Annotated in this window: 22 protein-coding genes and 5 tRNA genes; 24 read left to right on the forward strand and 3 right to left on the reverse strand. The window is 29.5% G+C overall.

The annotated features are described in order from the left end of the window. Window positions 1–48: 48 nt before the first annotated feature. The 16 genes from BET03_RS07455 to BET03_RS07530 all read left to right on the forward strand — a co-directional run bounded on the left by BET03_RS07455 (window position 49) and on the right by BET03_RS07530 (window position 12,910). Window positions 49–570: an ECF transporter S component gene (locus BET03_RS07455; RefSeq protein WP_120168919.1), complete on the forward strand. Its 522-nt coding sequence runs from the start codon at window positions 49–51 to the stop codon at window positions 568–570. A 286-nt stretch (window positions 571–856) separates the two neighbouring features. Beyond that, on the forward strand, window positions 857–1,180 hold the full coding sequence (locus tag BET03_RS07460; RefSeq protein ID WP_120168921.1) for a MazG-like family protein: 324 nt from the start codon (window positions 857–859) through the stop codon (window positions 1,178–1,180). A gap of 11 nt (window positions 1,181–1,191) precedes the next feature. Beyond that, window positions 1,192–2,139, forward strand: a complete 948-nt coding sequence (locus BET03_RS07465) for a YybS family protein (protein WP_120168923.1) — start codon at window positions 1,192–1,194, stop codon at window positions 2,137–2,139. A gap of 17 nt (window positions 2,140–2,156) precedes the next feature. Next, window positions 2,157–4,157 carry a DHH family phosphoesterase gene (locus BET03_RS07470; protein WP_120168925.1) on the forward strand — a complete coding sequence of 667 codons (2,001 nt, stop codon included), beginning with the start codon at window positions 2,157–2,159 and terminating at the stop codon, window positions 4,155–4,157. Next, a complete protein-coding gene (rplI, locus tag BET03_RS07475; RefSeq protein ID WP_120168927.1) occupies window positions 4,157–4,603 on the forward strand; it encodes a 50S ribosomal protein L9 in 447 nt (148 codons plus the stop codon). The genes BET03_RS07470 and rplI overlap by 1 nt, the downstream gene beginning before the upstream one ends. A gap of 69 nt (window positions 4,604–4,672) precedes the next feature. After that, window positions 4,673–6,025 (forward strand): replicative DNA helicase, encoded by a 1,353-nt coding sequence (gene dnaB, locus BET03_RS07480; protein WP_120168928.1) that lies wholly within the window; start codon window positions 4,673–4,675, stop codon window positions 6,023–6,025. A 194-nt stretch (window positions 6,026–6,219) separates the two neighbouring features. After that, window positions 6,220–7,422, forward strand: coding sequence for an FprA family A-type flavoprotein (locus BET03_RS07485; RefSeq protein WP_120168930.1), 1,203 nt, complete (start codon window positions 6,220–6,222; stop codon window positions 7,420–7,422). Window positions 7,423–7,592: 170 nt separating this feature from the next. Continuing rightward, window positions 7,593–8,204 (forward strand): GNAT family N-acetyltransferase, encoded by a 612-nt coding sequence (locus BET03_RS07490; RefSeq protein WP_120168932.1) that lies wholly within the window; start codon window positions 7,593–7,595, stop codon window positions 8,202–8,204. 19 nt (window positions 8,205–8,223) lie between these two features. Next, on the forward strand, window positions 8,224–9,420 hold the full coding sequence (locus BET03_RS07495; protein ID WP_120168934.1) for an HD-GYP domain-containing protein: 1,197 nt from the start codon (window positions 8,224–8,226) through the stop codon (window positions 9,418–9,420). 167 nt (window positions 9,421–9,587) lie between these two features. Next, complete coding sequence (locus BET03_RS07500) at window positions 9,588–10,982, forward strand: NAD(P)/FAD-dependent oxidoreductase (RefSeq protein WP_120168936.1); 1,395 nt, start codon at window positions 9,588–9,590, stop codon at window positions 10,980–10,982. Window positions 10,983–10,995: 13 nt separating this feature from the next. Continuing rightward, window positions 10,996–12,282, forward strand: a complete 1,287-nt coding sequence (locus BET03_RS07505) for an adenylosuccinate synthase (RefSeq protein ID WP_120168938.1) — start codon at window positions 10,996–10,998, stop codon at window positions 12,280–12,282. A 107-nt stretch (window positions 12,283–12,389) separates the two neighbouring features. Next, window positions 12,390–12,465: transfer RNA gene (locus tag BET03_RS07510), tRNA-Lys, on the forward strand. A 5-nt stretch (window positions 12,466–12,470) separates the two neighbouring features. Then, a tRNA-Glu gene (locus BET03_RS07515) sits at window positions 12,471–12,545 on the forward strand. A 3-nt stretch (window positions 12,546–12,548) separates the two neighbouring features. Beyond that, a tRNA-Val gene (locus BET03_RS07520) sits at window positions 12,549–12,624 on the forward strand. Between the two features lie 128 nt (window positions 12,625–12,752). Beyond that, window positions 12,753–12,829, forward strand: a tRNA-Asp gene (locus BET03_RS07525). Between the two features lie 5 nt (window positions 12,830–12,834). Continuing rightward, window positions 12,835–12,910 (forward strand) — tRNA-Thr (locus BET03_RS07530). Window positions 12,911–12,963: 53 nt separating this feature from the next. Here the strand turns inward: BET03_RS07530 and BET03_RS07535 are convergent. Then, on the reverse strand, window positions 12,964–13,950 hold the full coding sequence (locus tag BET03_RS07535) for an ATP-binding protein (RefSeq protein ID WP_120168940.1): 987 nt from the start codon (window positions 13,948–13,950) through the stop codon (window positions 12,964–12,966). 27 nt (window positions 13,951–13,977) lie between these two features. Further along, the gene (locus tag BET03_RS07540; protein WP_120168942.1) at window positions 13,978–15,078 is read right to left on the reverse strand and encodes a DnaD domain protein; all 1,101 of its coding nucleotides are present in this window, start codon (window positions 15,076–15,078) and stop codon (window positions 13,978–13,980) included. Window positions 15,079–15,239: 161 nt separating this feature from the next. Between BET03_RS07540 and BET03_RS07545 the strand changes: the two genes are divergently transcribed. Next, a complete protein-coding gene (locus BET03_RS07545; RefSeq protein ID WP_120168945.1) occupies window positions 15,240–16,733 on the forward strand; it encodes a M1 family metallopeptidase in 1,494 nt (497 codons plus the stop codon). Between the two features lie 139 nt (window positions 16,734–16,872). After that, a complete protein-coding gene (locus tag BET03_RS07550) occupies window positions 16,873–18,300 on the forward strand; it encodes a peptidoglycan DD-metalloendopeptidase family protein (RefSeq protein WP_120168947.1) in 1,428 nt (475 codons plus the stop codon). 33 nt (window positions 18,301–18,333) lie between these two features. Here the strand turns inward: BET03_RS07550 and BET03_RS07555 are convergent, their stop codons facing one another. Continuing rightward, the gene (locus tag BET03_RS07555) at window positions 18,334–19,605 is read right to left on the reverse strand and encodes a S8 family peptidase (RefSeq protein WP_243096888.1); all 1,272 of its coding nucleotides are present in this window, start codon (window positions 19,603–19,605) and stop codon (window positions 18,334–18,336) included. Window positions 19,606–19,949: 344 nt separating this feature from the next. Here BET03_RS07555 and BET03_RS07560 point away from each other — a divergent pair, with 344 nt between their 5' ends. The 6 genes from BET03_RS07560 (at window position 19,950) to yycI (ending at window position 26,376) form a co-directional block, all read left to right on the forward strand. Then, window positions 19,950–20,774, forward strand: coding sequence for a peptidase MA family metallohydrolase (locus BET03_RS07560; RefSeq protein WP_120168949.1), 825 nt, complete (start codon window positions 19,950–19,952; stop codon window positions 20,772–20,774). Between the two features lie 127 nt (window positions 20,775–20,901). Further along, complete coding sequence (gene yycF, locus BET03_RS07565; protein ID WP_120168951.1) at window positions 20,902–21,588, forward strand: response regulator YycF; 687 nt, start codon at window positions 20,902–20,904, stop codon at window positions 21,586–21,588. A 2-nt stretch (window positions 21,589–21,590) separates the two neighbouring features. Beyond that, window positions 21,591–23,393 carry an ATP-binding protein gene (locus BET03_RS07570; RefSeq protein ID WP_120168953.1) on the forward strand — a complete coding sequence of 601 codons (1,803 nt, stop codon included), beginning with the start codon at window positions 21,591–21,593 and terminating at the stop codon, window positions 23,391–23,393. Window positions 23,394–23,482: 89 nt separating this feature from the next. Further along, window positions 23,483–24,055 (forward strand): hypothetical protein, encoded by a 573-nt coding sequence (locus BET03_RS07575; protein WP_120168955.1) that lies wholly within the window; start codon window positions 23,483–23,485, stop codon window positions 24,053–24,055. Window positions 24,056–24,075: 20 nt separating this feature from the next. Further along, the gene (yycH, locus tag BET03_RS07580; RefSeq protein WP_120168957.1) at window positions 24,076–25,506 is read left to right on the forward strand and encodes a two-component system activity regulator YycH; all 1,431 of its coding nucleotides are present in this window, start codon (window positions 24,076–24,078) and stop codon (window positions 25,504–25,506) included. Between the two features lie 18 nt (window positions 25,507–25,524). Then, complete coding sequence (yycI, locus tag BET03_RS07585) at window positions 25,525–26,376, forward strand: two-component system regulatory protein YycI (protein ID WP_120168959.1); 852 nt, start codon at window positions 25,525–25,527, stop codon at window positions 26,374–26,376. Window positions 26,377–26,567: the final 191 nt, after the last annotated feature.

Raw genomic sequence — 26,567 nt, forward strand, 5'->3', positions numbered from 1 at the left:
ATATATATTATAATATAAATATATTAAACAGGAAGGGAGGTTTCTTAAATGAAAAGAAATTCTACAGCTACATATTTAGTACGAACGGCAATTCTTTTAGCTTTAGCCCTAGTATTTCAAATAGGCTTTAGAGCTTTTGCGCAGCCATTAGTAGGACCACTTGTTAATATGGTTTTAATATTAAGTGCAGCTTTAGTTGGAACAGTATCAGGAGTTCTAGTAGGATGTTTTACACCTCTTATAGCCTTTGCTTTCGGAATAATGCCATTATTTCCTTTAGTTCCTTTTATTATGATAGGGAATTCGTTGCTAGTAATTGTATTTAATGCTATAAGAACAAGGGTATCTAATTATGGTGACTATGTTGGAATAGTAGTGGCAGCTTTTGTAAAATTTGTTTTTCTAGCATTTTCTGTTAGACAGCTATTATCATTATTTATACCTAAAGTTCCACCTAAGATTATAGCAGCTTTTTCTTTACCTCAACTATTTACGGCACTTATAGGTGGAATAGTAGCATTAATAGTAATAAAATTCTTACCTGAAGATATGTATATAAAAAATAATTAATTTTAATAGGGAATACACAGTTAACGGCTGCAAAAGCAGCCGTTTTTTTAGACACAACACTTTTACAATATTTGGTTAACGTTTATTGCTACATTAATCAATCTTAACTATAAATTTAAAAATAAAGTACTAAAAATGTTGATTAAACGCCTATGAAACAATTTGACATTAGAGTTAAAACTTATGTAGAATTTTAATAAGGCTTTTTACTGGTTATAATTAGTAATTAGGTCATACAGGTTTGATAATAGTTTTTATCTGTTATAATGAAATAGGAGGAATGTACATGGGATTCAATGATAAAAATGTAAATATAACAAAAAATATTAGAGTTATAGAATGGTTAAAAAGTGAACTTCTAACTGCAGTTGCTTCTCTTTTTGAATTACTTGTTAAGGGCGTTAAAAATAGTCAAGATGCTTTGCTTGATGTATTAGCTAATATAATACTTGTTACATATCTTTTAGGGAAACGTTTAGGGATATCATTTGATACTATAGATTCAAAAGTAGAAAGCAAAATTAAGTTAGGGGTTGTGGAAGAGCATAATATCGAAAGATGGTATGGAGATTTAAGTAAACTTTTAGACCACTTTAGAAAAAAAAGATAGAGGTGAGTATTTTGAATTTACAGAATAGAACTAATAGCATAACAGAAACAGCAATAATTACCTTATTGATGACAGTATTTTTATTTGTTGGACTTCATATTGTTCCACTAGTTATTATATTATTTCCAGTACCATTTATTATTTTAGGAATTAGACATGATGTTAAACATAGCATTATATCTATAATAGCGTCAAGTTTACTTATTTCAATCCTGATAGATTTCTTCACAGGACTGTTTATATTTGTAATTTTTGGATTATTTGCTATAGGCCTAACATATATGATTAATAAGGGGTATTCATCATATAAAGTAATGATATATGGTACTGCTATATTTCTTTTAGCAACAGCAATAACTTTAGGTATTTTAGGATATGTAACAGGCATAAACTTTATAGAGGCTATAGATACTTCATTTTCTAAATCAATTGATGAACAGGTTAAACTTTTTAAAGAGATGGATTTATCAAACTATGAAATATCTCAGATGAAAAATATAATAAAAAGAACTGTAGATTACATGATTGCATTAATACCAGCAACGTTAATAATTACATCTATGTTTGTAACATATATAAACTTTTGGACTACATCTTCAATATCAAGGAGATTAGGATATAAAAAGATAAATATACCTAAGTTAAAGCATTTTAGACTTCCAAATAACATAATTTTAGGTTCAGCTGTAATATTTTTAGCTATTTGGATAATAAGATACTTCAAGCTATTTTATCATGAAACTATTTTTATTAATGTTATAATACTACTTATTTTCCTATTTTATATGCAAGGTCTTGGGGTAATAGTATACTTGCTAGATAAAAAAAGATTTGGTAGAGGTGTGAAAATAATTTTAATAATATTGTCGTTGCTTTATGTTCCAATAGGACTTGTAATAGCCTTTGTAGGGTTTCTAGATTCAATTTTTAATTTTAGAAAGCTTAATAGTTTTCAGTAGAACTTAGGAGGGCAAAAATGTCAAATAGAAGATTTTTTAAGTTTTTAATTCCTGACACAAAGATTTATCTTTGGATAATTGGTATACTGCTTTTTATAATAGCTTTTTATGAACCGATAATTTCGGCAATAGGAATTATTGTATTAATTTATCTTATATATTATCACTGGAAAAATATCCACTTAAAAAAAGTAGAATGGACAAAGTATATTGAAGGGCTTACCAAGGAATTTGATTCGGCAACTAAGTATGCTATATTAAATTTACCTATTCCATTTATTATGGTGGAATTAGATGGCACAATAAGTTGGTATAATGGTAAATTTATGGAAATAATTAATAAAAGGGATATACTTGAAAAGAATATTGAGGAAATAGTACCAACTTTTAAAATGGATAACATTGAAAAGAATAGGAAAAAAACGTCTCTTGAGGTAACTATTAAGGATAGACATTATAAAGTGTTATATAATATAGTAAAAAAGGCAGATGGCAATAATAGAGATTACTTAATAATGCTATATTGGATAGATATTACAAACTTTACTGTACTTAAAGAAAAATATAATGATGAAAGAATAAATATTTGTCTAGTAGAAGTTGATAACTATGATGAGGTTATTAAGAACACAGATGAAGAGAATAGGCCTATTGTACTAGCAGAGATAGATAAAAGATTAAATTTATTTGCAGCAAGAATTAATGGATTAATAAGAAAATATGAAAGTAGTAAATATATTATAGTATTTGAAAATAAGTATCTTGAAAATCTAGAAGCAAAAAAATTTGATATACTTGATGATATAAGAGAAATAAAAGAAGGGAATAAAATACCTATTACTTTAAGTTTAGGAGTTGGAGTAAATGGGAAAAATCCTGCTCAATTATACGAATATGCAAAGGCTGCTATAGATATTGCACTAGGTAGAGGTGGAGACCAGGCAGTTGTTAAGAAGATAGATAAACTAGAGTTTTATGGTGGAAAAAGTAAAGCTGTAGAAAAGAGAACAAAGGTTAAAGCTAGAGTAATTGCCCATGCCTTAAGACAGCTTATAGACCAATCAGATAAGGTTTTTATTATGGGACATAGAAATGGTGATATGGATAGCTTTGGGGCATCGATAGGTATATTTAAGGCTGTTAAAAGTAGAGGAAAAGAAGGATATATAATTCTAAATGATATAAACCCTTCAATTAAAAATATTTATGAAAGAATCAAAAATGATCATCCAGAATATTTAGAGTACATTATAACTAGTGAAGAAGCTAGGTTAATAGCAGATAAATCTTCTCTTTGTGTAGTTTTAGATATTCATAGACCAAGTTATACAGAGGCACCTGAAATATTGGATATAGTAGATAAGGTTGTACTGATTGACCACCATAGAAGGGGTGCAGAATTTATTAAAGACCCTGTATTAAAATATTTAGAACCATATGCTTCATCTACTTGTGAGCTTGTTACTGAGATACTATCTTATATGACAGATAAAACAGATATTGGAAAATTTGAGGCAGAGGCGTTATTAGCTGGTATTACTGTAGATACAAAACACTTTACTTTTAAAACAGGGGTTAGGACATTTGAAGCTGCTTCATTTTTAAGAAGGGTAGGTGCTGATACCACTTCTGTTAAGCAGTTATTCCAAGATGATTTACATACTTTTATATCTAGAGCCAATGTTGTAAAAAATGCAACTACAGTAGAAGATAAAATAGCTATTTCTATTTTAGACATTCAATCAGATGATGCAATTTTAATTGCTGCTCAAGCAGCTGATGACTTATTAAATATTACTGGTATAACAGCATCTTTCGTTTTAGCCCTTAGTAATAATAGAGTTCATGTAAGTGGAAGGTCTCTAGGGGACATAAATGTCCAGTTGATTTTAGAAAAGCTAGGTGGTGGAGGCCACTTAACTGTTGCGGGTGCTCAGTTAGATACAACTGACCTTAAAGAGGCTAAAAAAATGTTAGAGGATGCAATAAAAGAATATTTAAAGGAAGGTGATAAGTAGTGAAGGTAATATTACTTAAAGATGTTAAATCATTAGGAAAAAAAGGAGATGTTGTTAAGGCAAAAGATGGTTATGCAAGGAATTTCCTTATTCCAAAAGGTTTAGCTAAAGAGGCTACTAAAGGAAATTTAAAGGTTTTAAAAGAGCAGAAAAAGGCTAAGAAGATAAGAAAACAGGAAGAATTAGAAGAAGCTAAAAAACTAGCAGAAAAAATTGAAAGTATTACAGTAAAGATTAAGGGTAAAGCTGGAGAGCATGGAAAATTATTTGGCTCTGTAACTGCTAAGGATATTGCACAGGCATTAAAAAAACAACATAAAATTAAAATTGATAAAAGAAAGATAGAACTTGAAAATAATATTAAGACTTTAGGTGCAACTTATGTAAATATAAAAGTTTATCCTTCAGTTACAGCTAAATTAAAAGTAGAAGTTATAGAACAATAAGACTTTTTAGATCCAGCACTTTTATTATCTTAGGTGCTGGATTTTTAAGAATGATTTGGAGGTGGCTTGATGACAGAACAGTTGCAAGTTATGGGTAAAGTACCTCCTCATAGCTTAGAAGCAGAGCAATCGGTATTAGGGTCAATGCTACTAGATAAGGATTCAATTATTACTGCAACTGAAATGTTAAGATCTGAGGATTTCTATAAAGAGGCCCATAATGAAATTTTCACAGCTATTATAGAACTTCATAATAGAAATGAACCTGTAGATTTAATTACTCTTTCAGAGGAATTGAAAAAAAGAGGAACTTTAGAGGCTATAGGCGGGACAACCTATCTTGCTGACTTGCCTGAAGGGATATCAACAACTGCTAATATAAAAAATTATTGTGAAATAGTCAAAGAAAAGTCTATATTAAGGAAGTTAATAAAAGCATCAAATGAAATCATATCAAAGGGATATGAGGCAGACCAAGATATAAATAATATAATCGAACTGGCAGAAAAGAAAATTTTTAATATAACTCAAAATAGAACCCATGAAGGTTTTAGTTCTATAAAAAATGTTTTAATGGATACATTTGATAAAATAGAGGAACTATTCCAGAATAAAGGTGGACTTACTGGTGTTCCCACAGGATTTATAGACATAGATAATATGACTTCAGGTCTGCAGCCATCAGACTTAATATTGGTTGCAGCAAGACCTTCTATGGGTAAAACTGCATTTGCTCTAAACATAGCATTAAACAGTGCTTTAAAAAGTGATGCTTCAGTAGCCATATTTAGTCTTGAGATGTCTAAAGAACAGCTTGTTCAGCGTATGTTAAGTGCCGAATCCCATGTAGAAATACAAAAAATAAGAAATGGACAGTTAAGTGAAGAGGAATGGCCTAGATTAGTAAGAGCAATGGGGCCTTTATCACAGGCTAAAATTTTTATAGATGATACACCAGGTATTTCGGTAGCGGAAATGAAAGCTAAATGTAGAAAGCTTAAGATAGAACATGGTTTAGATTTAATTCTGATAGATTATTTACAGTTAATGCAGGGAGATGGAACCACAGAGAATAGGCAACAAGAAATATCACAAATATCTAGAGGTCTAAAAGGATTAGCTAGAGAAATGGATTGCCCTGTTGTATCCCTTTCTCAGCTTTCACGTGCTCCGGAGTTAAGGTCTGACCATAGACCTATCCTTTCTGACTTAAGGGAATCAGGAGCTATAGAGCAGGATGCAGATGTTGTAATGCTTCTTTATAGGGATGAATACTATCATCCTGATACTGATAAAAAGAATATAGGTGAAGTAATAATAGCAAAACAACGTAATGGTCCAACAGGTACTGTGGAACTAGTATGGATGGCACAATATACTAAATTCTTAAATCTTGAGAAATATAGAACAGATGAAGGGTAGAAACAATTTACAATTGACAGTTTATAATTAAATATATTTAAAACTATAGCGCAGACTTTAGTCTGCGCTTATTTTTTATATAGAAGAAGGTAAAATCAAAGGGACTGTCCTCTGGATTTATATTTTATAAATGTTTAGAGCTGGTTTTGTGGGGTAATTTATTGATAGAGATTATTGTATTGGGGGTTAAAATTGTGAATAATAATCAAATTTTGGATATTAAAGAAAAGGTTAAATGGATTGGAATTCTTGATCCAGGGTTAGTTACCTTTGATGTTGTTATGGAAACAAAGTATGGTTCTACTTATAATTCATATTTTATTGATGCTGAGAAAAAGGCTATAATTGAAACTTCAAAAGAAAAGTTTAAAAAGGAATATCTTGAAAAGGTAAAGAGTGTAGTAGCACCTGAAAAAATAGATTATATTATTTTAAACCATACTGAACCTGATCATTCTGGCAATTTAAAGTATCTTCTTAAATTAGCACCAAATGCTATTGTAATTGCTTCAAGGGCTGCAATTAACTTTTTAAAGCAAATGATTGATTTTGAGTTTGATTACAAAATAGTTAATGATGGAGATACTTTAGATTTAGGAGATAAAACCTTAAAATTTATTTCAGCTCCATTTTTACATTGGCCTGACACAATGTACACATATCTTGAAGAAGATAAGCTATTATTTACATGTGATTCCTTTGGCTGCCACTATTGTGATAGTAAAATGTTTGATGATTTAGTAGGAAACTTTGATGATGCCTTTAAATATTATTTTGATGTTATATTAAAACCTTTTAGTGGTTATATGTTAAAAGCAATAGACAAAATAAGAGATTTAGATATTGATATGATATGTACAGGACATGGACCAATTCTCAGGAAGAACTGGAAAAAATATGTTGATTTATCTGAAGAATGGGCTAAGAAAGCTAAAGAGAAGCCTGACAAGGAAAGGGTATTTATTCCTTATGTTTCAGCCTATGGAAATACAGCTAAGCTTGCAGAAATGATAGCAGAAGGTATAAAAGAAGCAGGGGATATAAAGGTAGAAGTATGTGATATAGAAATGATGGATGGATTTGAACTTGAAGAAAAGGTTGAAAAAAGTACTGCTATATTAATAGGATCACCAACTATAAATCAAAATACTTTACGACCTATATATAGATTGTTTAGTGTTATAAATCCTATAACAAATAGGGGCAAATTAGCTGGAGCCTTTGGGTCATATGGATGGAGTGGTGAAGCAGTTAAAATTATAGAAGATAATCTAAAGAACTTAAAATTAAAAGTAGAACAAAAAGGATTAAAAGTAAATTTTGTTCCCCATGAAGAGACCTGTGATAAGTGTAAAGAGTTTGGTCGAGAATTTGGTAAAAAAATTATTGAAAGATAATTTGTAATATATTTTTACTGAACACAATAATTGAGGTATTCGTGTACATTTATGTATTATGGATACCTTTTTTATTTTGAAAAATACAAGGGAAAATATAATCAAAAGAAGAATATATAATATTATTAGTAGTAAAATATCCTATTTATAATGAATGGGAGAGAGACCAAATGTATATAGCTAAAGGAAAAAGAATAGAAATTTATACATTAACAGTAGAACATGTTTATGAAATGAGAAAATGGGGAGAACATCTTGACCCTCTCTTTGAAGATTATAATTTTCCTAAATTAAGTAGGACAGAAGCAAAACAATGGTTTCATATAAAAACAGGGGAAAGAAAAAAGAAATGTTATGGAGTTTTAAACGAAAATGGAAGGGTTATAGGATACTTAACTATAAGTAATATAAAGAGAATAAAAAGAAATGCTGTTTTAGGAATAGTTCTTGATCCAAATTATTTGAATAATGGATATGGGACAGAGACTTTAAAGGCTTTCTTAGATTATTATTTTAATGAACTTAAAATGAAAAAAATGTATCTTAATGTAGCTAGGTTTAATAAAAGGGCAATAAGATGTTATGAAAAATGTGGCTTTGAAATAGCAAAAGAATTTTCCGAAAAGTTAGAAAATCAAAATATTCCTATATTTTCTGATGAGTTTTATAAAGATATAAGGTATGACTTTACTTTAGAAGAAGGAGAAATTTATTGTTATTACTATAAAATGCAATTAGATAAAAGTAAGTACAACCTTATTTTTAATAAAAATATGGTATAGTTTGTTGGGAGTGGTATTTATGATAAATGAAAATTTAAACATTAATTTAGGAGAACTCCTTTCATCCTTATCTCTATCCTTGGATATTGCAGAAAATAGAAGTTATGAACACTCAAGAAGAACAGCTTTCATTGCTTTTAATATTGCTAGGAATATGGGGTTAGACAAAAAATTGATTGACAATATATATTATGCATCATTTATACATGATATAGGTATGACTGGACAGATGTCATCCTATAGTATTGATACAGTTCATAAGAATATAAACTTAAAAAGAGAACATTGTAGAATAGGGGGAGAGATTTCTAAAGATCTTCCACTAGACGATGAAATATCAGACTTTATCAAATATCACCATGAAGAGTGGAATGGAAGTGGTCCATATGGCCTTAAAGAAAACGAGATTCCATTAGGAGCTCAAATTATACATTTAGCAGATATGTTTGACATAAGCTATTGTTATGGATTTAATAAAGACTTTGATAAATATAAAGTAAAGAAATGGGTTAATGTAAGTAAAGGAGAATTATTTAATCCAGAAATAGCTGATGTCTTCTTAGATTTACTTGAAAAAGAAAGATTTATATTTGATTTACACATTTATAACCTTCCAAGGGTTTTAGAAATAATTAAACCAACCCATAATAAAGTTATAAGAATACAGGAATTAAAGAAAATAGCCAAAGCATTTTCGGGGCTTATAGATAGTAAAAGTAGATTTACATATATTCATTCTAAAGGTGTAGCTAAAATAACTAGAAATATTTCCACTTACATGGGATATGATGATATTATCCTTGAAAAACTAGAAATTGCAGCTTTATTACATGATTTAGGTAAGCTTATTGTACCTAATTATATTTTAGAAAAGCCTGGGAAATTAACACAAAAAGAATTTGAAATAATAAAATCTCATCCTTACTATACTAAATTAACATTAAACCAAGTTAAGGGTTTAGAAGATATAGCAAAATGGGCTGGAAATCATCATGAAAAACTAAATGGAGAGGGATATCCGGAGAAATTAACCTATGAGGAAATGGATTATAAAGATCAAATAATTGCTGTTTCAGATGTTTATCAAGCATTAACAGAAGATAGACCCTATAGAAAAGGTATGAAGCCTAAAGAAGCTATTTCAATATTAGAATCTATGGTTAAGAATGGACATATAATAAATGATGTAGTCAAAGCTTTAAAAGCAGTGGTTTAGTAAATAGAGATGTTGAATTAAGTCAATTGCGAATATTTTACTAGAACGAACAAATAATATTCGGAAATATATTGACTTATATACATATATTTGATACTATAATAAATGGTGTTCGTTACATAGCGAAAATTATCATATAAATGATAATAAAATGAGGGTGGGAATGAATGGCAAGAAATAGCTATGATGTAATAATTATTGGGGGAGGGCCATCAGGTATTTTTACAGCCCTTGAACTATTAAACAATAATGAGAAATTAGAAATTCTTTTACTAGAAAAGGGAAGAAATATAGAGGGCAGAACTTGTCCTGTAAAGGAAAAAGGAGTTAAGTGTGTTCGATGTAAACCCTGCTCTATAGTAAACGGTTGGGGAGGAGCAGGAGCTTTTAGTGATGGAAAACTTACACTTACTTCTGAATTTGGTGGAGTACTTCATGAATATATGACAAGGAAAAGATTAGAGGAACTAATAAAATATGTAGATAATATATATGTTAAATTTGGTGGAACTGAAAAGGTTTATGGAACAGATACTGAAAAGGTAGTAAAGCTTAAGAAAAGTGCCGCTGCAGCTGACCTTAAATTAATACCAGCTATTGTAAAACATCTTGGTACAGAAAAATGCTTTGATATATTAAAGAGAATGCAGGAATATCTTGAAGATAGAATAACGATAAAATATATGACACCTGTAGAGAATATACTTGTTGAAAATAATAAAGTAATAGGAGTTAAAACTAGAAAAGGAGAAACCTACTATAGTAATTATGTAGTAGCATTACCAGGTAGAGAAGGGTCAGAGTGGTTTAAAAATGAAGCAAACAGACTTAAACTAAGTACTAAAAATAATGCTGTAGATATAGGAGTAAGGGTAGAGGTACCATCAGTAGTTTTACAGGATATAGCAGATACAGTATATGAATCAAAGTTTATATATTATACAAAATCCTTTGATGATAGAGTAAGGACATTTTGTATGAATCCAAATGGAGAAGTGGTTGTAGAAAATAATGATGGTATAAAAACAGTAAACGGCCACAGTTATGCTGATAAAAAGACAGAAAATACAAATTTTGCACTTTTAGTATCTAAAGAATTTACAGAGCCATTTGATTCACCAATAGCCTATGGAAAATATATAGCAACATTGGCTAACATGTTAGGAGATGGAGTTATAGTTCAAAGGTTAGGTGACCTATTAGATGGAAGAAGAACAACAGAAAAAAGGCTTAAAAGAAGCTTATTACAACCAACTTTAAAGGATGCTACACCTGGAGATTTAAGCTTGGTTTTACCTTATAGACATTTAACTGATATAGTGGAAATGCTTCAGGCTATGGATAAGGTAGCACCTGGTATTTTCTCAAAGCACACATTATTATATGGTGTTGAAGTTAAATTTTATTCTTCGAGAGTTAAGCTTACTAATAATTTAGAAACAGAAATAGAAAATTTATTTGCAGCAGGAGATGGAGCAGGTATTACTAGAGGCTTAGCTCAAGCATCTGTTGCAGGTGTTGTAGTAGCGCGAGAAATAACTAGTAGACTTAACAATAGATAAAGGGGAGGATCTTATGTCAACTCTAGTTATATTAGGAGCCCAATGGGGAGATGAAGGGAAAGGAAAAATAACAGATTATTTAGCAGAAAAGGCAGATATTGTTGTAAGATATCAAGGAGGAGATAATGCAGGTCATACTGTAGAAGTTGGAGATAAACAATATAAGCTACATCTTATACCATCAGGTATAATTTATGAAGATAAATTATGTGTTATAGGTAACGGAGTTGTAATAAATCCTAAATCATTATTAGATGAGATAAAGTACTTAAATGATAAGGGAATAAATACTGATAATCTTAGGATTAGTGATAGAGCACATATTATATTTCCATACCATAAGAAATTAGATGAATTGGCAGAAAAACAAAGAGGCGACAAAAAAATTGGAACAACTAAAAAAGGAATAGGCCCCTGCTATAGGGATAAGGTAGAAAGAGTAGGACTTAGAATGTGTGATATTTTCTATAAAGATTCCTTTGAGGAAAAACTTAGAAAAAATATTAGAGAAAAAAATCAAGTAATTGAGAAACTATATGGTGAAAAAGGTTTTGATGAGGATACTATTGTAGCTGAATATATGGGATATCTTGAAGAGTTAAAGAAATATGTTACAGATACCTCTGTATTATTAGATAGTTTAATAAGAGAAGGGAAAAAGGTCTTATTTGAAGGTGCCCAAGGAACACTTTTAGACCTAGACTTTGGAACTTATCCATATCTTACATCATCTCATCCAATTTCAGGTGGAGTTTCTATTGGAGCAGGAATAAGCCCTTTTAGCCTTAAGAATGCTCTGGGGGTAGTTAAGGCATATACTACTAGAGTAGGTAAAGGTCCTTTTCCTACGGAGTTAAATAATGAGATAGGGGATATGATTAGAGAAAAAGGACATGAATATGGTACAACTACAGGAAGACCAAGAAGATGTGGATGGTTAGATATTGTAATGCTAAAGTTTGCAGCAAGAATAAATGGACTAACTTCTTTAGCAGTAACTAAACTTGATACATTAGCTGGATTTGATAAGCTAAAAATTTGTACAGGATATAAGCTAGATGGAGAAATTATAGAAGAATTTCCTGCAAGCTTAGAGACATTAGCTAGATGTACTCCAGTATATGAAGAAATTGATGGCTGGAAGGAAGAAGAAATTGAGGGTGTAAACTCCTTTGAAGAATTACCAGAAAACGCGAAAAAATATATAAGAAGGATAGAAGAACTTACAGGGGTAAAAGTAGATATAATATCAATAGGACCTAGAAGAAGTGAAACCATAATAAGAGGAGAAGCTTTTTAAAAGTCAGAAATTACCAAGAAAAAACTAAAAAATTTTTTCAAAAAAGTGTTGACAAAGGGACAAGCATCTTGTAATATATATAACTGTGAGTTGAACAAATTGGCTGTGACCCATTAGCTCAGTTGGTAGAGCACCGGACTTTTAATCCGGGTGTCCTGCGTTCGAGTCGCAGATGGGTCACCACTTGTGGCCCTATGGTCAAGTGGTTAAGACACCGCCCTTTCACGGCGGTAACCCGGGTTCGAATCCCGGTAGGGTCACCATATGGGCGCGTAGCTCAGCTGGGAGAGCATCTGCCTTACAAGCAGGAGGTCACAGGTTCAAGTCCTGTCGCGCCCACCATTTTCCTTGTTAAAACAACAAGGAATTAAAAATTAAAAATGGAAAATGTAAAATAGACTAATTAAAAGCCAAAGGCTTTTAATTTTTAATTTTAATTGTAAATTTTAAATTATTGCGAAGCAATATGTGGCCCGGTAGTTCAGTTGGTTAGAATGCCAGCCTGTCACGCTGGAGGTCGAGGGTTCGAGTCCCTTCCGGGTCGCCATCTTTGCTGGCGTAGCTCAATTGGTAGAGCAGCTGACTTGTAATCAGCAGGTTATCGGTTCAAGTCCGATCGCCAGCTCCAACTAAAAAGACCTAGGACTTTTAAGGAAAGTCCTAGGTCTTTTTTATTTATTTTTATTTATCCCATCTTAAATCAGGCCCATAGAATTTTAGAGGTGAAAACTTGCTGAATATCCTTGAGAAAATTCTATCTGTATAGGTTTCTGCAATTTCCTTTGGAGAAAGGTTAGTAGATATTATATTCTTTTTTCCTTTGATTAGTCTAGAGTTTACAATATTAAATATTTCAGTATTTGTAAATGTGTTTGTAAGCTCTGTACCTAAATCATCTATTATTAAAAGATCTGCATCAAATAAAAGGTCATATTCTGACATATCTACACCTTCATTTGTCTTCTTTCTAAACTTATGGTTCTCAACTATTTCAAGTATTTTAAAAGCTGTCTGATATAGAACGATTTTACCTTTATCTAATAATGCCTTAGCAATACAGTTACACATAAAGGTCTTACCAAGTCCTGTAGTTCCATAAAAAAGTAGGTTTTCTTCGTTGTCCTCATCAAAATTAATAACAAATCCCTCGCAAATGGTTAAAATCTTTTCCATATTTTGTCTAGGAGTAAATTTTTCACTACCATAGGGTTTATCAGAAAAAATTGTTATATTAAAGCTTTGAAAATTTTCCTTATATAACACATGTTCTAAATTAGACATTTTATAAGCCCTGTTTATAAGGGCTTGTTTAAAACAACTACATTTTTTTCCATTATCTAGATACCCAGTATCTTTGCACTTATTACATTCATAATTAACATCAAGATATTCAAGGGGTATATTATTTTCAGTAAGTAGTATAGCCTTTTCTCTTTTTAAGTTTTCCATTTTCTTTTTTATTTCTTCAACTTTTTCTTCATAGGAATCTGGATTTTTCAAAATAGCTTTTGAAATTAAAAGTCCCGTTTCTGAAATTCTTTCATCTATCTCTTTAATCCTAGGGACTTTAGCATAAACTTCTTCCTTTCTTAACTTTTGGTCATGTAAAGCCTTATTTCTTTTTGCTTCATATTCTCTTAATATTTCTTTTATAATTTTTTTATTCATAAATTATCCTCCTCGATATTAGAGGTATTATTCTTGTTTTTCAAAAAGGTTACCAAGACCTTTTTTTCTCATTTTTTCTTCGAAATTTTTCCTTATTTTCTCTTCCAATTCCTCTGCGGTATATTTAGATGTTGTCTGCTCAAAATTATGAAACTTTGTTTTAACTTTTCTTTTAGTTTGTTTATTTGAGTTTTTAGAAACTGGTTTATCTTTTTCTTCTATTTCATCCACAGATTTTATTCCTTTTTTATACCAGGAATTAAGAATTCCATTAATATAATTAATACTTGGATTAGAAGTATTTTTTGTTTTTTCAAAGGCTTTAAGGACTATATCCATACTAAAATTCCACTCATCAAACCATTTATCGATAGTAGCTTTTTCTGATTCACTTGGAGGTCTAAAACTATAACCTAAGGCCTTCATTATTCTTTGGTATCTATAGTGCTTATCATTATTTTGTTTAAGATAACTTTCTAAAGCTTCAACATTGGTTATTTTCATGTCATACCAATTTCTTATAATACCATGGACATAGTTAACATTCTTTTTGTTCCTTTTTTCAACAGAATAATAATATGCTCTAACTATTAAATTTGGACTCATATTGTAATTATACATCCATTCTAATATTTTCTTCTTCTCATTAGGTACTAAAGGTCTTTTTATGATTTCACTTATTGAATAAAACATTTCTTGAATACTCGGTATCCTATTTGCTTCTAATAAATCTTCCACACTACAAGTATAAAGTTTTTTCTGTTCTTCTTTGTTATCTTTAGATGTAATAGGTCTAAAGTTATTTTTAATATATAGTTGCTTCAGATTTAGAAATTCCACCATATAATCATACTCATTGCCATTTTCCTTTTTATGTTTTTTTATTATTCCCTTTTGTTCCCAAAAGTCCCATGCCTTTAAAACATCAGATAAAGGTATATTTAAATGTTTTGCAATTGTTTCATTGTTTACTTCAATATTACTATCTTTATCATTGGCATACTTATACCCCAACAAGTACACTTTTACATATGTACCATCTGCCATTGGCATAAAATCGTTTATAAATATATTTTCAATTGGAGTATCGCCTAAATCAATATCTGTAGTTTCTTTAAAAAAAGACAAAATCCTCACCTTCCAAGACTTGTATTTATCAAATATTATATCATATCAGGATATATAAATTTATATCAAAGTTATAGAATTATGACAAGTTATATCTACATATATGTAACTATATAGAATAATTGGTAAAAATATATTTTTTATGATTGGAGAGGATACTTGTGTATTATATCCTTAAAAGACTTTTCAAAAAAGTTTTATCACTTTTAATTATTACAGTTTTGCCTATAATTATATATCTATACATACCAGAAGATATTAAATATACTTTTAATTTAGATAGAGTTAATCAAATAAACAAATATAATATAGTAGCGGATTTTAATCCACAAAACAAAGAAATAGAAATAAATACTAAAATAACATTTGTTAATATAGCAGATAAACCATTAGATAAAATCTTTTTACACCTATATCCTAATACATTTAGTTCAAAAGATAAAGTGCCTTACTATAACCATGAAATGGAAGAGGCATATCCTAAAGGATTTAACCCAGGATATGTAAAGGTAAAAGAGGTAAAAGTTAATAATAGCTCAGCTAACTTTAAGATAATAGGAAAAAATCAAAGTATCTTAATGATAAAATTAAAAAAACCTATTAAAAGGAATAATAAAAGGATTATAGATATAAAATGTAATGTAAAGATTCCCAACTCAAGGGGACGGTTTGGATATGGGAACTTTACATATAATATAACAAATTGGTATCCCATAGTAGCTGTTTATGATAATGAAGGATGGAATCTAGATCCCTATCATAAAGTGGGAGATCCATTTTATAGTAATATAAGTAATTATGAAGTTGAGTTTATTACACCAAAGGAGTATTTTCCGGTTACTACAGGGAAAATAGTTAAAAAGAAAGATAAAGGAACTAAAATACATTACTTTATTAAAGCAAATATGGTGAGGGATTTTGCAGTAATAGTTAGTGACAAATTTAAATGTAAAGAAGCCATTGTTGAAGGAATTAAAGTAAGATCCTACTATTTTAATGAAAAATATAGAGATGAAGCCTTAGAATATGCTGTAAATTCCTTGAAAATTTTTAACAAATTATTTGGTAAATATCCATATGATGAATACAAAGTAGTTGCTAGTGATTTTTTTGTAGGGGGAATGGAATATCCTAACTTGGTTATGATTGATAATGAGATATATAATTATCAGTCTCCTGATATATTAGAATATATAATAGTGCATGAAACAGCCCATCAATGGTGGTATGGAGTTGTCGGAAATGATGAAGTGGATGAACCGTGGTTAGATGAAAGCATTACTGAGTATTCTACAATATTATATTATGAAGAAAAGTATGGCAAAACTGCAGCAGATTGCATATATAATATAATGATAAAGGATCAATACAAACAATATGCAAAAGGAAAAAATTTAGAGGAAATTATTAATAAGAAAATAGATGAGTTTACTACTTCAAGAGAATATACAGCTTTAGTTTACCACAGAGGAGCTATGGCACTAGAGGAACTTAGAGAAAATATAGGGGATGAAAAGTTTTTTAAGATACTTAGACGATATTATGAAGACTATAAATTTAAGAATGCAACTACTGTTGATTTCATAAAAACATGTAAAACTGTGTTAACAGAAAAGGATGAGGAATCAATTAAGGAAATATTATGTTTACAATAAACATACAAAACAAATAAGAATTTTTCAAAAAATTGTTGCTTGACAATTTTGTTATGATATAATTTTAAAAGAGAGCTAATGTTACAATTATATTACATAAATATTAAAAAAGTGTTTAGACTGAGGAAGGGGCTCTAAAATGAACACTTCAAGTTCAACTAAACGTAAGGAACATTTAAATAAGTTGATTGAAAAAGCTAGAAGTTTATCATTAAAAAAGAAAATAGCAATTACATTAGTTTTAGTTCTAGCTATTGCAGGAACAGTGTTTTTAGTAAAGGATATTCAACATAAGTTGTACACAAGAGCATACAAAGTATATTGTAATGAAAAATTAATAGGAGTTGTTAGAGAAAAAAGTCTAGTTAAAGATATAGTAAATGATATAAAAGTAGAGTCTTCAAAGGATTATGGGGTTAATGTGAATATTAGAGAAGATAAACTAAAATATGAGGAGTCCCATGCTGAAGATAATGAACTAACATCAAAGAAGGAACTAAGACAAAATATTTTAAAGGATTTAAAGTTATACGTTAGTGCTTATGCAATAGAAGTAGACGGAAAAGAAGTCGGAATAGTAAAAACAAAGGATTTAGCCCAAAATATTTTGGATAAAGTTAAGGAACCCTATATTAAAGAATCTGAAGATATAAAAGTAGAAGATATAAAGTTTGTAGAGGATGTAAAAATAGTAAAAAAAGAAGTTCCAATATCTAAAATACAGGAAGATGAAGAGGTTTTAAAGTTTATTAAAAAGGGAACAACTGAAGAAAAAATACATATAGTAACAAAAGGTGAAAGTTTCTGGTCAATTGCACATAAGTATGGATTGACTGTTAAAGATTTAGAAAAAGCTAATCCCAATAAGGATGCTAAACTTATACACCCAGGAGATAAGTTAAGTCTTATTGTACCTAAACCATATATAACAGTTGCAACATATGAAAATGTCAAATATGTAGAGAAGATTCCATTTGATGTAGAAGTAAAAGAGAGTTCTGCTATGTATAAAGATCAAGTTAGAATAAAAAGAAGAGGAATACCTGGAGAAAAAGAAGTTAAGGCTAAAGTAATAAAGCATAATGGTATAGAAGTTGCAAAGGAAATTTTAAAAGAAACTATATTATCACAGCCAGTAGCTCAAATAATATTAAAGGGTACTAAAGAGTTACCACCATTAAAAGGAACAGGAAGCTTTATTACTCCTACAAGGGGAAGACTTACTTCAGGTTTTGGTTATAGATGGGGAAGAATGCATGAAGGTATAGACCTAGCAGCAAGAGTAGGTACACCAATAAAAGCAGCAGATGGTGGAGTAGTAACATATGCAGGCTGGAGAGGAAATTATGGGTACATGGTTGAAATTGACCATGGAGGTGGATTTAAGACAAGATATGCCCATTGTAGTAAAATATATGTAAAGAAAGGACAAAAGGTTTATAAAGGAAAAACAATAGCTGCTGTAGGAAATACTGGTAGAAGCACAGGTCCTCACCTTCATTTTGAAGTTAGAAAACATGGTGTTCCTCAGAATCCATATAAATATCTAGGAAAAAAATATAGATAAGAAAGTAGAAGGCTCAGTTAAAGACTGAGCCTTTTATATTTCTTGATGAAATAATAATAGAAGTATTAAAAATACAGCAATGTTTTCTCCAAAGAAACTTTTACTTGTAGGTTTTTGCATAGGCACCCTATTAATTTCCTCTTTAAATAACCTTTCAAGATTAATAATTCCTACTCCTTGGCTTTCATAGTTTTCTTTTAAATCAATACAAGATCCCATAATCATGGCCTTTGCTTGGTTTGGTGTAAGATCCTTATATTTATCATATAATAAAGCACAAGCTCCAGAAACTAAAGGTGTTGCCATTGATGTTCCACTTAATGATAGATATTCATCAGGTTTTTTATTAGAAAGTGACATTATATCAACACCTGGGGCAACTACATCTGGTTTTTTTAATCCTTCTTTAGTTGGTCCCCTACTTGAAAATGGTGCTATAAAATCATCAGATAATTCAGGAGTTTTATTATCATCAACAGCCCCTACTGTTAAAACTGATGGACTGGTACCAGGGGAAAGGATGGTTTCTTTAGATGGTCCACTATTACCAGCAGCAGTAATTACTGTAATACCTGCATTGATTGCCTCTTCAACAGCATTAACTAATGGATCTGATTTTGAAGGATTAGTTGCTGGGGTTCCCAATGAAAGGTTAAGTATTTTTGTATTATAGACATCTTTGGTTTCAATTACCCATTCAATAGCAGCAACTATATCTGAAGTAGAGCCACTACCAGATTCATCTAATGCTTTTACTGCCAATATGTTGGCATTAGGTGCAATTCCTGCATATTTACCATTAGAAGAATAACCATTTGATGCTATAATACCTGCAACATGTGTTCCATGTCCATTGTCATCATAGGGTTTAGCTTTGTCATTAACAAAATCTTTAAAACCAACTATCCTATTTTTAGGCTTAACTAAATCATTATGGGGTGATACCCCTGTATCTATTACTGCGATTGTTACTCCTTCACCATTATATCCTTCTTCAATAGGAAAATTTCTATTGATAGAAGCTGTTGCCACATCTAAGAGGGCAAAAACCTTTGAATCAAAAGTTATATAATCAATATCAGGATCTTTTGCAAGCTGATTTATTGCATTTGCATCCATATCACATGCAACGCCACCTACCAAAGGAAGATTACGCTTAACCCTTCTGGACATATTAATTACATTACCTAACTTGTTAGAATCACCATCCCGTGCTCTTATGATAACTGGAATTTCTTCTTTGGACTTAGAATTAAGTTTAGCGCTTACTATAGGGTCAACCTTATATTTTTTTCGTCTTATCATAGAATTCACCTACCTATGTTTTTAATCTATGCACCATGAAACTAAAAGGTTATTAAAATTCCCAATTAAAATATAAAAACCACTTATTATACAATTATGAAAATTATCAAGTAAGCGTGCATATTCATATAATGAAGATATATAAAAAAATCGAGCAAAGCTGGATTCCCCTAGGGTAACTTAAAGTTTTTCATAATACTTAAATACAGTATTTATCTTTATTTCAGTAATGCCTTGAAATATACCCTCTTAGATAATAAAAAATTTCCAATGAAGTTTACATAATATTATGCTATAATAAACTTGTCCCCTCATATACATAGAAATAAGAGAGGGGGACTAAAATGATTTATTTATTAAATTCTACTTTTAGTAAAATACTTGCATTTACTTTAATAGTTATATTAATGTTTCTTGTGGTTTCAGATAAATTGTTTGGATTTATAAAGATTTCCCTTTATCCAATATTGAAAAACATTGAAAAATATAGGATACTAAGTAGTGTAAAAGAATATAAAAAATTAGAAACTAAACATTTCACTATAAGATATAATGATGGGAATTTTGAAACAGCTAAACTAACTGGAGAAATTGCAGAAAAATACTATGATGAAGTTTGTTCTATGTTTGACTACCATACTACTGAAAAAAGTGATATTATAATATATAATGATGGCAAAAAACTAATGGAAAATACTAGGATAAATAAAGATATACCACCTTTAGGTGTTTACTATGGTGGAGTAATAAATATACTTTCACCTGAACATTGGATAAAAGATAAAGAGAATTTTGCAATAATATATGAAAAGAAAGGACCAGTTGTACATGAATTTGCCCATCTAATAGTAGATAAAATAACTAACGGAAATTATCCAATGTGGTTAACAGAGGGAATAGCATTATATACAGAATATAAGCTAACAGGCTTTGAGTGGAGAAGGGACTTAAAAAATAGTAGAGATATTACTATAGAACAGCTAAATAATAATTTCTATAGTATTAATCAGAGTAAAGCATATAGAAAATCCTTTGTAATTGTAAACAAGATTTCTAAAAATTGGGGATTTGATAAAATCACATTATTGCTAGATGTTTTAGGTGAAGGAAATAATATAAGACATTCTGCAAAAGCCGTATTAAAAGTAAATTTATATGATATAGATTAAATATTGAAGTCAACCACTTGGTTGACTTCAATATTCATTTAAACTAATGAAGGAAAGTTCTATATATATGTAGAATAATAATATAACTTTACAGAAAATTAATAACCTTTAGATGGGGTGAAGTTTTGTGAATAAAAAGATTTTAGTTGTAGATGATGAAAAGCCAATTGCTGATATATTAAAGTTTAATCTTGAAAAAGAAGGATTTGAGGTAACAACAGCATATGATGGAGAAAGTGCTGTAAATAAGACTTTAGAGGATCAGCCAGATTTAGTTTTATTAGATATAATGCTTCCTAAGAAGGATGGGTTTCAAGTTTTGAGGGAAATAAGAAAGAAGCTTCAGATTCCAATTCTTATGCTTACTGCAAAAGAAGAGGAAGTTGACAAGGTTTTAGGATTAGAGCTTGGTGCAGATGATTATATAACAAAACCATTTAGTATTAGAGAGCTTATAGCGAGGGTAAAAGCTAATTTAAGAAGAGCTGAAATATCATTAGTAAATGGTAACGAACTTATAGTATCAGACAGTCTTGTAATTGATTTAAATAAATATGAAGTAAAGAAAGGTAATACTATAATAGAACTTACTTTAAGAGAATTTGAGTTACTAAAGTTTTTAGCTACAAGAGCTGGACAAGTTTTTTCCAGGGAGAAACTTTTAGAGGAAGTTTGGGGATATGAATATTATGGAGACATAAGAACTGTAGATGTTACTATAAGAAGGTTGAGAGAAAAAGTAGAAGACGATTCAAGCAACCCTAAGTATGTACTTACGAAAAGAGGGGTAGGATACTACTTCAGGAGGTCCTGAGAATGTTTAAGAGTATTAGGTGGAAGTTTATTGTAGTATATTTTTTATTAGTGTTTATAGCAATGGTAATAGTAGGTGTTTTTATAATTGAAAAATTTGAAGAATACCATATAAATCAGATAACTGATACTATGGAAGAAAGAGTTAAAAGTATAATTAAAATTTCATCAGCAATACAAAGTGATAGTTGGGAAGAAGTTAAAGAAGATATCCAAAATACAATAAGACAGGTTCCACTAGGAAATACCGAAAGACTCTATATAATAATTAATACAGATATACCAAGCATAATTGCAAGCAATAATAGTAAGGCTGTGGGTGAAAATGCATATGAATTTAAAGCATTAAACTCAAAGCTTATTATTGATGCATTAAAGGGAAAAAAAGTTGATGCAATTCTTCCTAGTTTAGATAAATTAAATGGGAAAGATAAACATCTAGCATATCCTGTCTATGATGAAGTAGGTAAAATAAAGGGTTTACTGTATATTACATCAGACTTGACTTATGTTTATGATACAATTGATGAATCAAAATCTATATTAACTAAGGCTACACTATTAGCATTATTTATTACTGTATTTTTAGGCTTTTTCATTGCTAAAAGCATTACAGGTCCTATAAATGATGTAACAATAAAAGCTGAAAAAATGGCAAAAGGAGACTTCAACCAAAAAGTTGAAGTCAAATCAGATGATGAAATTGGTCAATTAGCAAGTATGTTCAATTATTTAACTGAAAAATTAAACAAAACACTATCAGAAGTATATCGTGAAAAAAGTAAAATGGATACTATATTTACATACATGGCAGACGGAGTTATTGCTGTAAATACACAAGGGAATATATTACATGCTAATCCTATAGCTTTAAGTATATTTAATTTAACCTATAAAGATATAGAAAGCAAAAAATTTGATGATATTTTTTCTCCTTTAAATGAAAAAATTACTTTGCAATATTTAAAAAAAGAAGGTAAATGGGAAGGAAATGAACTGGTTGAAGTAGGTTCTGAAATATATAGAGCAAAATATGCACCTTTTAAAAATGATAAAAACCAAATAGGGGGATTTATTGTAGTTTTTCAGGATGTAACGGAACAGCAAAAGTTAGAAAATATGAGAAAAGAGTTTGTAGCTAATGTTTCCCACGAATTAAAAACACCTATAACAACTATAAAGAGTTATGCAGAAACACTTCTTAATGGAGCTATAGAGGATAGAGATTTAGCTATTCAATTCCTTTCAGTTATTAATAGTGAATGTGATAGGATGGGTAGAATTGTGAAAGATCTTCTTCAATTATCTAACCTAGATTTTAAGCAGACAAAATGGAAAATAAAATCTTTATCTTTAAAGAAAGTGCTAGAAGATGCATATATGAAGATGAAAATGGCAGCAGAAGAAAAGAAACAGAGCTTAAACCTATCAGTTGAAGAAAATATACCTAATATTTATGCTGATAAAGATGGTATAGAACAGGTTATACTAAACATAATAAGTAATGCTATTAAATATACCCCAGATAAGGGGAAAATAGATATTATAGCTAGGAAAAGAGAAGATAAGGCAGTGATAACAGTAAAGGATAATGGGATAGGAATTCCTAAAGAAGATTTAAAAAGGATATTTGAGCGATTTTATAGAGTAGATAAAGCTAGGTCTAGGGCTTTAGGAGGTACTGGATTAGGACTTTCTATAGCAAAACAAATTGCAGAAGCCCATAATGGTGATATAAAGATTAGAAGTGAATACAATAAGGGAACAGAAGTTGATATTATTTTACCTGTAGAAGATAGTGTGTAATTCAATTTTAATTCCTCTGTAATATATCTGTAATAATAGTATTGTATAATTAAACTGAAGTATTGTTTAAATTATAAGGAGGAATAGAAATGTTAAAGAAAATTTTAGTGGGAACTTTAGCATTTTTGATTATAAATACTTCAGCTGCTTATGCCGATGAAGTAAAGAATAAAGATGATACTAAAGAGAATACAGTAATTGAAGAAGATGCTACAGAAAAACTGGAAGATGTAAAAATTGTTAAACCAAAAAATAATCTAATTACTGTAGATAGAAACGTGGTACTTTCAGGAAAGGGTGAAGAAGGTACAGAAATAGTAGTTGAAGTATATTCAGCTAAAAATGTTACAGAAATAGAATTTGATGTAAATACATTATTAGATACTAAGGACGAAGATGAATACGTACTAGTTTCAAGTGAAAATTTTAAAATAGGTAAGTTAGGTTATTTTGCACATGAATTAAAATTAAATCTAGGAAAAAATAAAATAACTTTATACGTTAAAGAGAATGAAGAAGTGAAGAAAGTATTAACTAGACATGTTGTAGTAACAGAAATATCAAAGGCAAAGGAATATATTAATAATATTAATAATATGAATTTTTCAGACAAAATTAAGGAAATGATAGGGGAATTTAAGAAGTTTAATGACGGCCAATAGTCCTATGGGGATGATTATAAATGGGCAAAGAAAACATAAAAACTCTCTTTTTAATACTTTTAGTAGTTACAAGTATTGTTCTAACAAAACAGCTTTGGGTAGAGGTTCCCTATAGGTTATTTCCTTCTTTTATAGAGAAAAATAGTAATGAAAATGTAAAGTATAATTATATATTAGAAGACATTATAACTCCAGAAAAATACCTGGTGAGCTTTGGAAACAATTATACTATGCTTTACTCAGGTGAAAGTGATGATTTATGGAATGAAATGAAAAAAGTTCTAAAAACTGTACTAGGAAGTTCAAATGTCCGATTAAAAAAGATATCTAGTAAAGAGTTTTTAGATTATAAGATTAAAAGATCTGCAAGTTTTTATTTTTCTTTAAACATATCAACACATATTTTTACTAAGGTATTAGATGTTAATCCTAAAGTTCCTATTTATGATAATCTAACCTATATTAAAAGTATTCATTTTTACTTAGATAAAGAACCATTTTTAGTACTAAGTAATGGACAAAGTTATTTTAAGCTAGATAACCTTAATATAGATATTACAGCAATAGATAAACTACATAAAACAATAGAGGAAGAAGACTATACGAAATATTATTCACTTAAAGAAATATGGGGAATAGACAATGACATATATATTCCCTTAACAATAAAATATAATTTACCTGATATCTACGTAAAAAGTGAGATTAATACTAATGATGATAGTCGAGTAGAATCAATAGCAAGGCTCTTTTTTGGTGATGAATTAGATTATGCTAGAAAAATAATAGAAAGCAATGGTTCGATTATTTATCTTTACAACCAGAAAGGATTAAAAATATCTGAAGATGGAATATTAGAATACTTTGATTCTATAGATGAGCCTATTGTTGATAGAAACCTTTATTTAAGTCTTAATACTGCAGTTAATTTTATTACAAAACATATAGGTTGGCCAAAGGATGCATACTTATCTTCAATTAAAGAGATAGAGTATGATAAAAATAAAGGGTATCAATTTAGCTTTACTTATAAAATAAACGGTGTTCCTGTAGTTCCTAACAATGAAAAAATTAAAAGCTCTATAAAAATTGAGGTTTTTAATGAATATGTTAAGAGTTATGTAAGATATATAAGGGATATAGATATACCTAGATCGGTAAGTATAAGTATTAACAAAGCTATGTCACCTAAAGATGTTATTGAAAAGAATTTAGAACTTATAAAGCAAGATTATATAATTAATAATAATCTAGAAAATACAAAGGTTGAAAATTATGAAATACTTGCATCTATAAACGAAATATCATTGAAGTATTACGACCCTTCTAGTAAAAAATCAGGAGAAGAATTAATTCCAGTGTGGGAGATTAATATAAATGGAGTAGAATACCTTTTTAATATATATAACGGTAATGTTGTAAATGGGGGGGGGATTTTCGGAAAAGAATAAAGCGGATGGTGAACTTATATGGATTGGTCAAAGGCAAAGACTGTCTTAATTATAGCTTTTATAGTTACAAATCTACTTTTAGCATATGTTGTTTTTATTCATAAAGGAGAAGATACATCATATCTAACTGTACAAGAAGGATTTATCGAAGATGTAAAAAAGCTTTTAGCAAAAAAAGATATACAAGTAGATTGTGAAATCCCCAAGGATATTTCTACTATGTCTAAAATATCTATAGAATATGAGGTTTATGAACCAGAAAAAATTGCTAAAAGATTTCTAGGAAACTACAAGAAAATTGAAAAAGATAAGGATATTTACTATCAGAATGAAAAGGAAACTTTAAGAGTAGTTAGTAATAAGAAGATAGTATATGAAAATAAAAGTAACAATCTATCTTTTTATAAATTAAATAAGGAATTAACTCAATCTATAGTTAAAGATTTTTTGAAAAATAAGGGATTTAATACTGATGATTTTAAATTAAGTAATTACAAAGAAAAAAATGGAAAATATATTTTAGAATATACAAAAGTTTATAAAGGTATATTAGTAGAAAAAAGTTATATGACCTTTCAAATAGATAAAACAGGGATTAAAAAATTTGAAAGATTTTGGATTAATGTAACAGGGGAAAATAAAGAAAACTTAAACTTAGAGACGAGACCTATAATTGAACCTGCCCCTGAAGTGCTTTTACGACTACTATCTCAAAAGGATTTGTATGGGAAAACTATAACTGACATAAGGCTTTGCTATTACTTTCCTGAGAAACACAGTATTGGAGATTGGAAAAGTACAGTAAAAGGGCAAACAGTTCCAGCATGGAGAATAAAATTTAAAGATGGTACAGTTGTATTTCTAGAATAAGAAAAATAAAGAGGATTTTAATATTATAAAATAGAAGAAGTATAATACTTCTTCTATTTTTTTAGTCACTAGAAAATAAAGGATACATATATTTAATTATGAAATAGTGATGTATTTAAAAATAGAGTAAAGTTTTATATAATATTGTTAGGACTTTATTATAAGTAGAAAGAGAGGTGAGTAAAACTGAC

This window comes from Thermohalobacter berrensis (genome assembly GCF_003609645.1).
GTDB lineage: Bacteria > Bacillota > Clostridia > Tissierellales > Thermohalobacteraceae > Thermohalobacter > Thermohalobacter berrensis.

Excerpts from the sequence above, each read along its gene's own strand:
- BET03_RS07505 (WP_120168938.1), top strand. The coding sequence starts at position 10,996 with ATGTCAACTCTAGTTATATTAGGAGCCCAATGGGGAGATGAAGGGAAA.
- BET03_RS07555 (WP_243096888.1), bottom strand. The coding sequence starts at position 19,605 with ATGATAAGACGAAAAAAATATAAGGTTGACCCTATAGTAAGCGCTAAA.
- BET03_RS07570 (WP_120168953.1), top strand. The coding sequence starts at position 21,591 with ATGTTTAAGAGTATTAGGTGGAAGTTTATTGTAGTATATTTTTTATTA.
- BET03_RS07495 (WP_120168934.1), top strand. The coding sequence starts at position 8,224 with ATGATAAATGAAAATTTAAACATTAATTTAGGAGAACTCCTTTCATCC.
- dnaB (WP_120168928.1), top strand. The coding sequence starts at position 4,673 with ATGACAGAACAGTTGCAAGTTATGGGTAAAGTACCTCCTCATAGCTTA.
- BET03_RS07470 (WP_120168925.1), top strand. The coding sequence starts at position 2,157 with ATGTCAAATAGAAGATTTTTTAAGTTTTTAATTCCTGACACAAAGATT.
- BET03_RS07575 (WP_120168955.1), top strand. The coding sequence starts at position 23,483 with ATGTTAAAGAAAATTTTAGTGGGAACTTTAGCATTTTTGATTATAAAT.
- BET03_RS07550 (WP_120168947.1), top strand. The coding sequence starts at position 16,873 with ATGAACACTTCAAGTTCAACTAAACGTAAGGAACATTTAAATAAGTTG.
- BET03_RS07490 (WP_120168932.1), top strand. The coding sequence starts at position 7,593 with ATGTATATAGCTAAAGGAAAAAGAATAGAAATTTATACATTAACAGTA.
- BET03_RS07455 (WP_120168919.1), top strand. The coding sequence starts at position 49 with ATGAAAAGAAATTCTACAGCTACATATTTAGTACGAACGGCAATTCTT.
- yycH (WP_120168957.1), top strand. The coding sequence starts at position 24,076 with ATGGGCAAAGAAAACATAAAAACTCTCTTTTTAATACTTTTAGTAGTT.
- BET03_RS07535 (WP_120168940.1), bottom strand. The coding sequence starts at position 13,950 with ATGAATAAAAAAATTATAAAAGAAATATTAAGAGAATATGAAGCAAAA.
- BET03_RS07460 (WP_120168921.1), top strand. The coding sequence starts at position 857 with ATGGGATTCAATGATAAAAATGTAAATATAACAAAAAATATTAGAGTT.
- yycI (WP_120168959.1), top strand. The coding sequence starts at position 25,525 with ATGGATTGGTCAAAGGCAAAGACTGTCTTAATTATAGCTTTTATAGTT.
- BET03_RS07560 (WP_120168949.1), top strand. The coding sequence starts at position 19,950 with ATGATTTATTTATTAAATTCTACTTTTAGTAAAATACTTGCATTTACT.
- BET03_RS07500 (WP_120168936.1), top strand. The coding sequence starts at position 9,588 with ATGGCAAGAAATAGCTATGATGTAATAATTATTGGGGGAGGGCCATCA.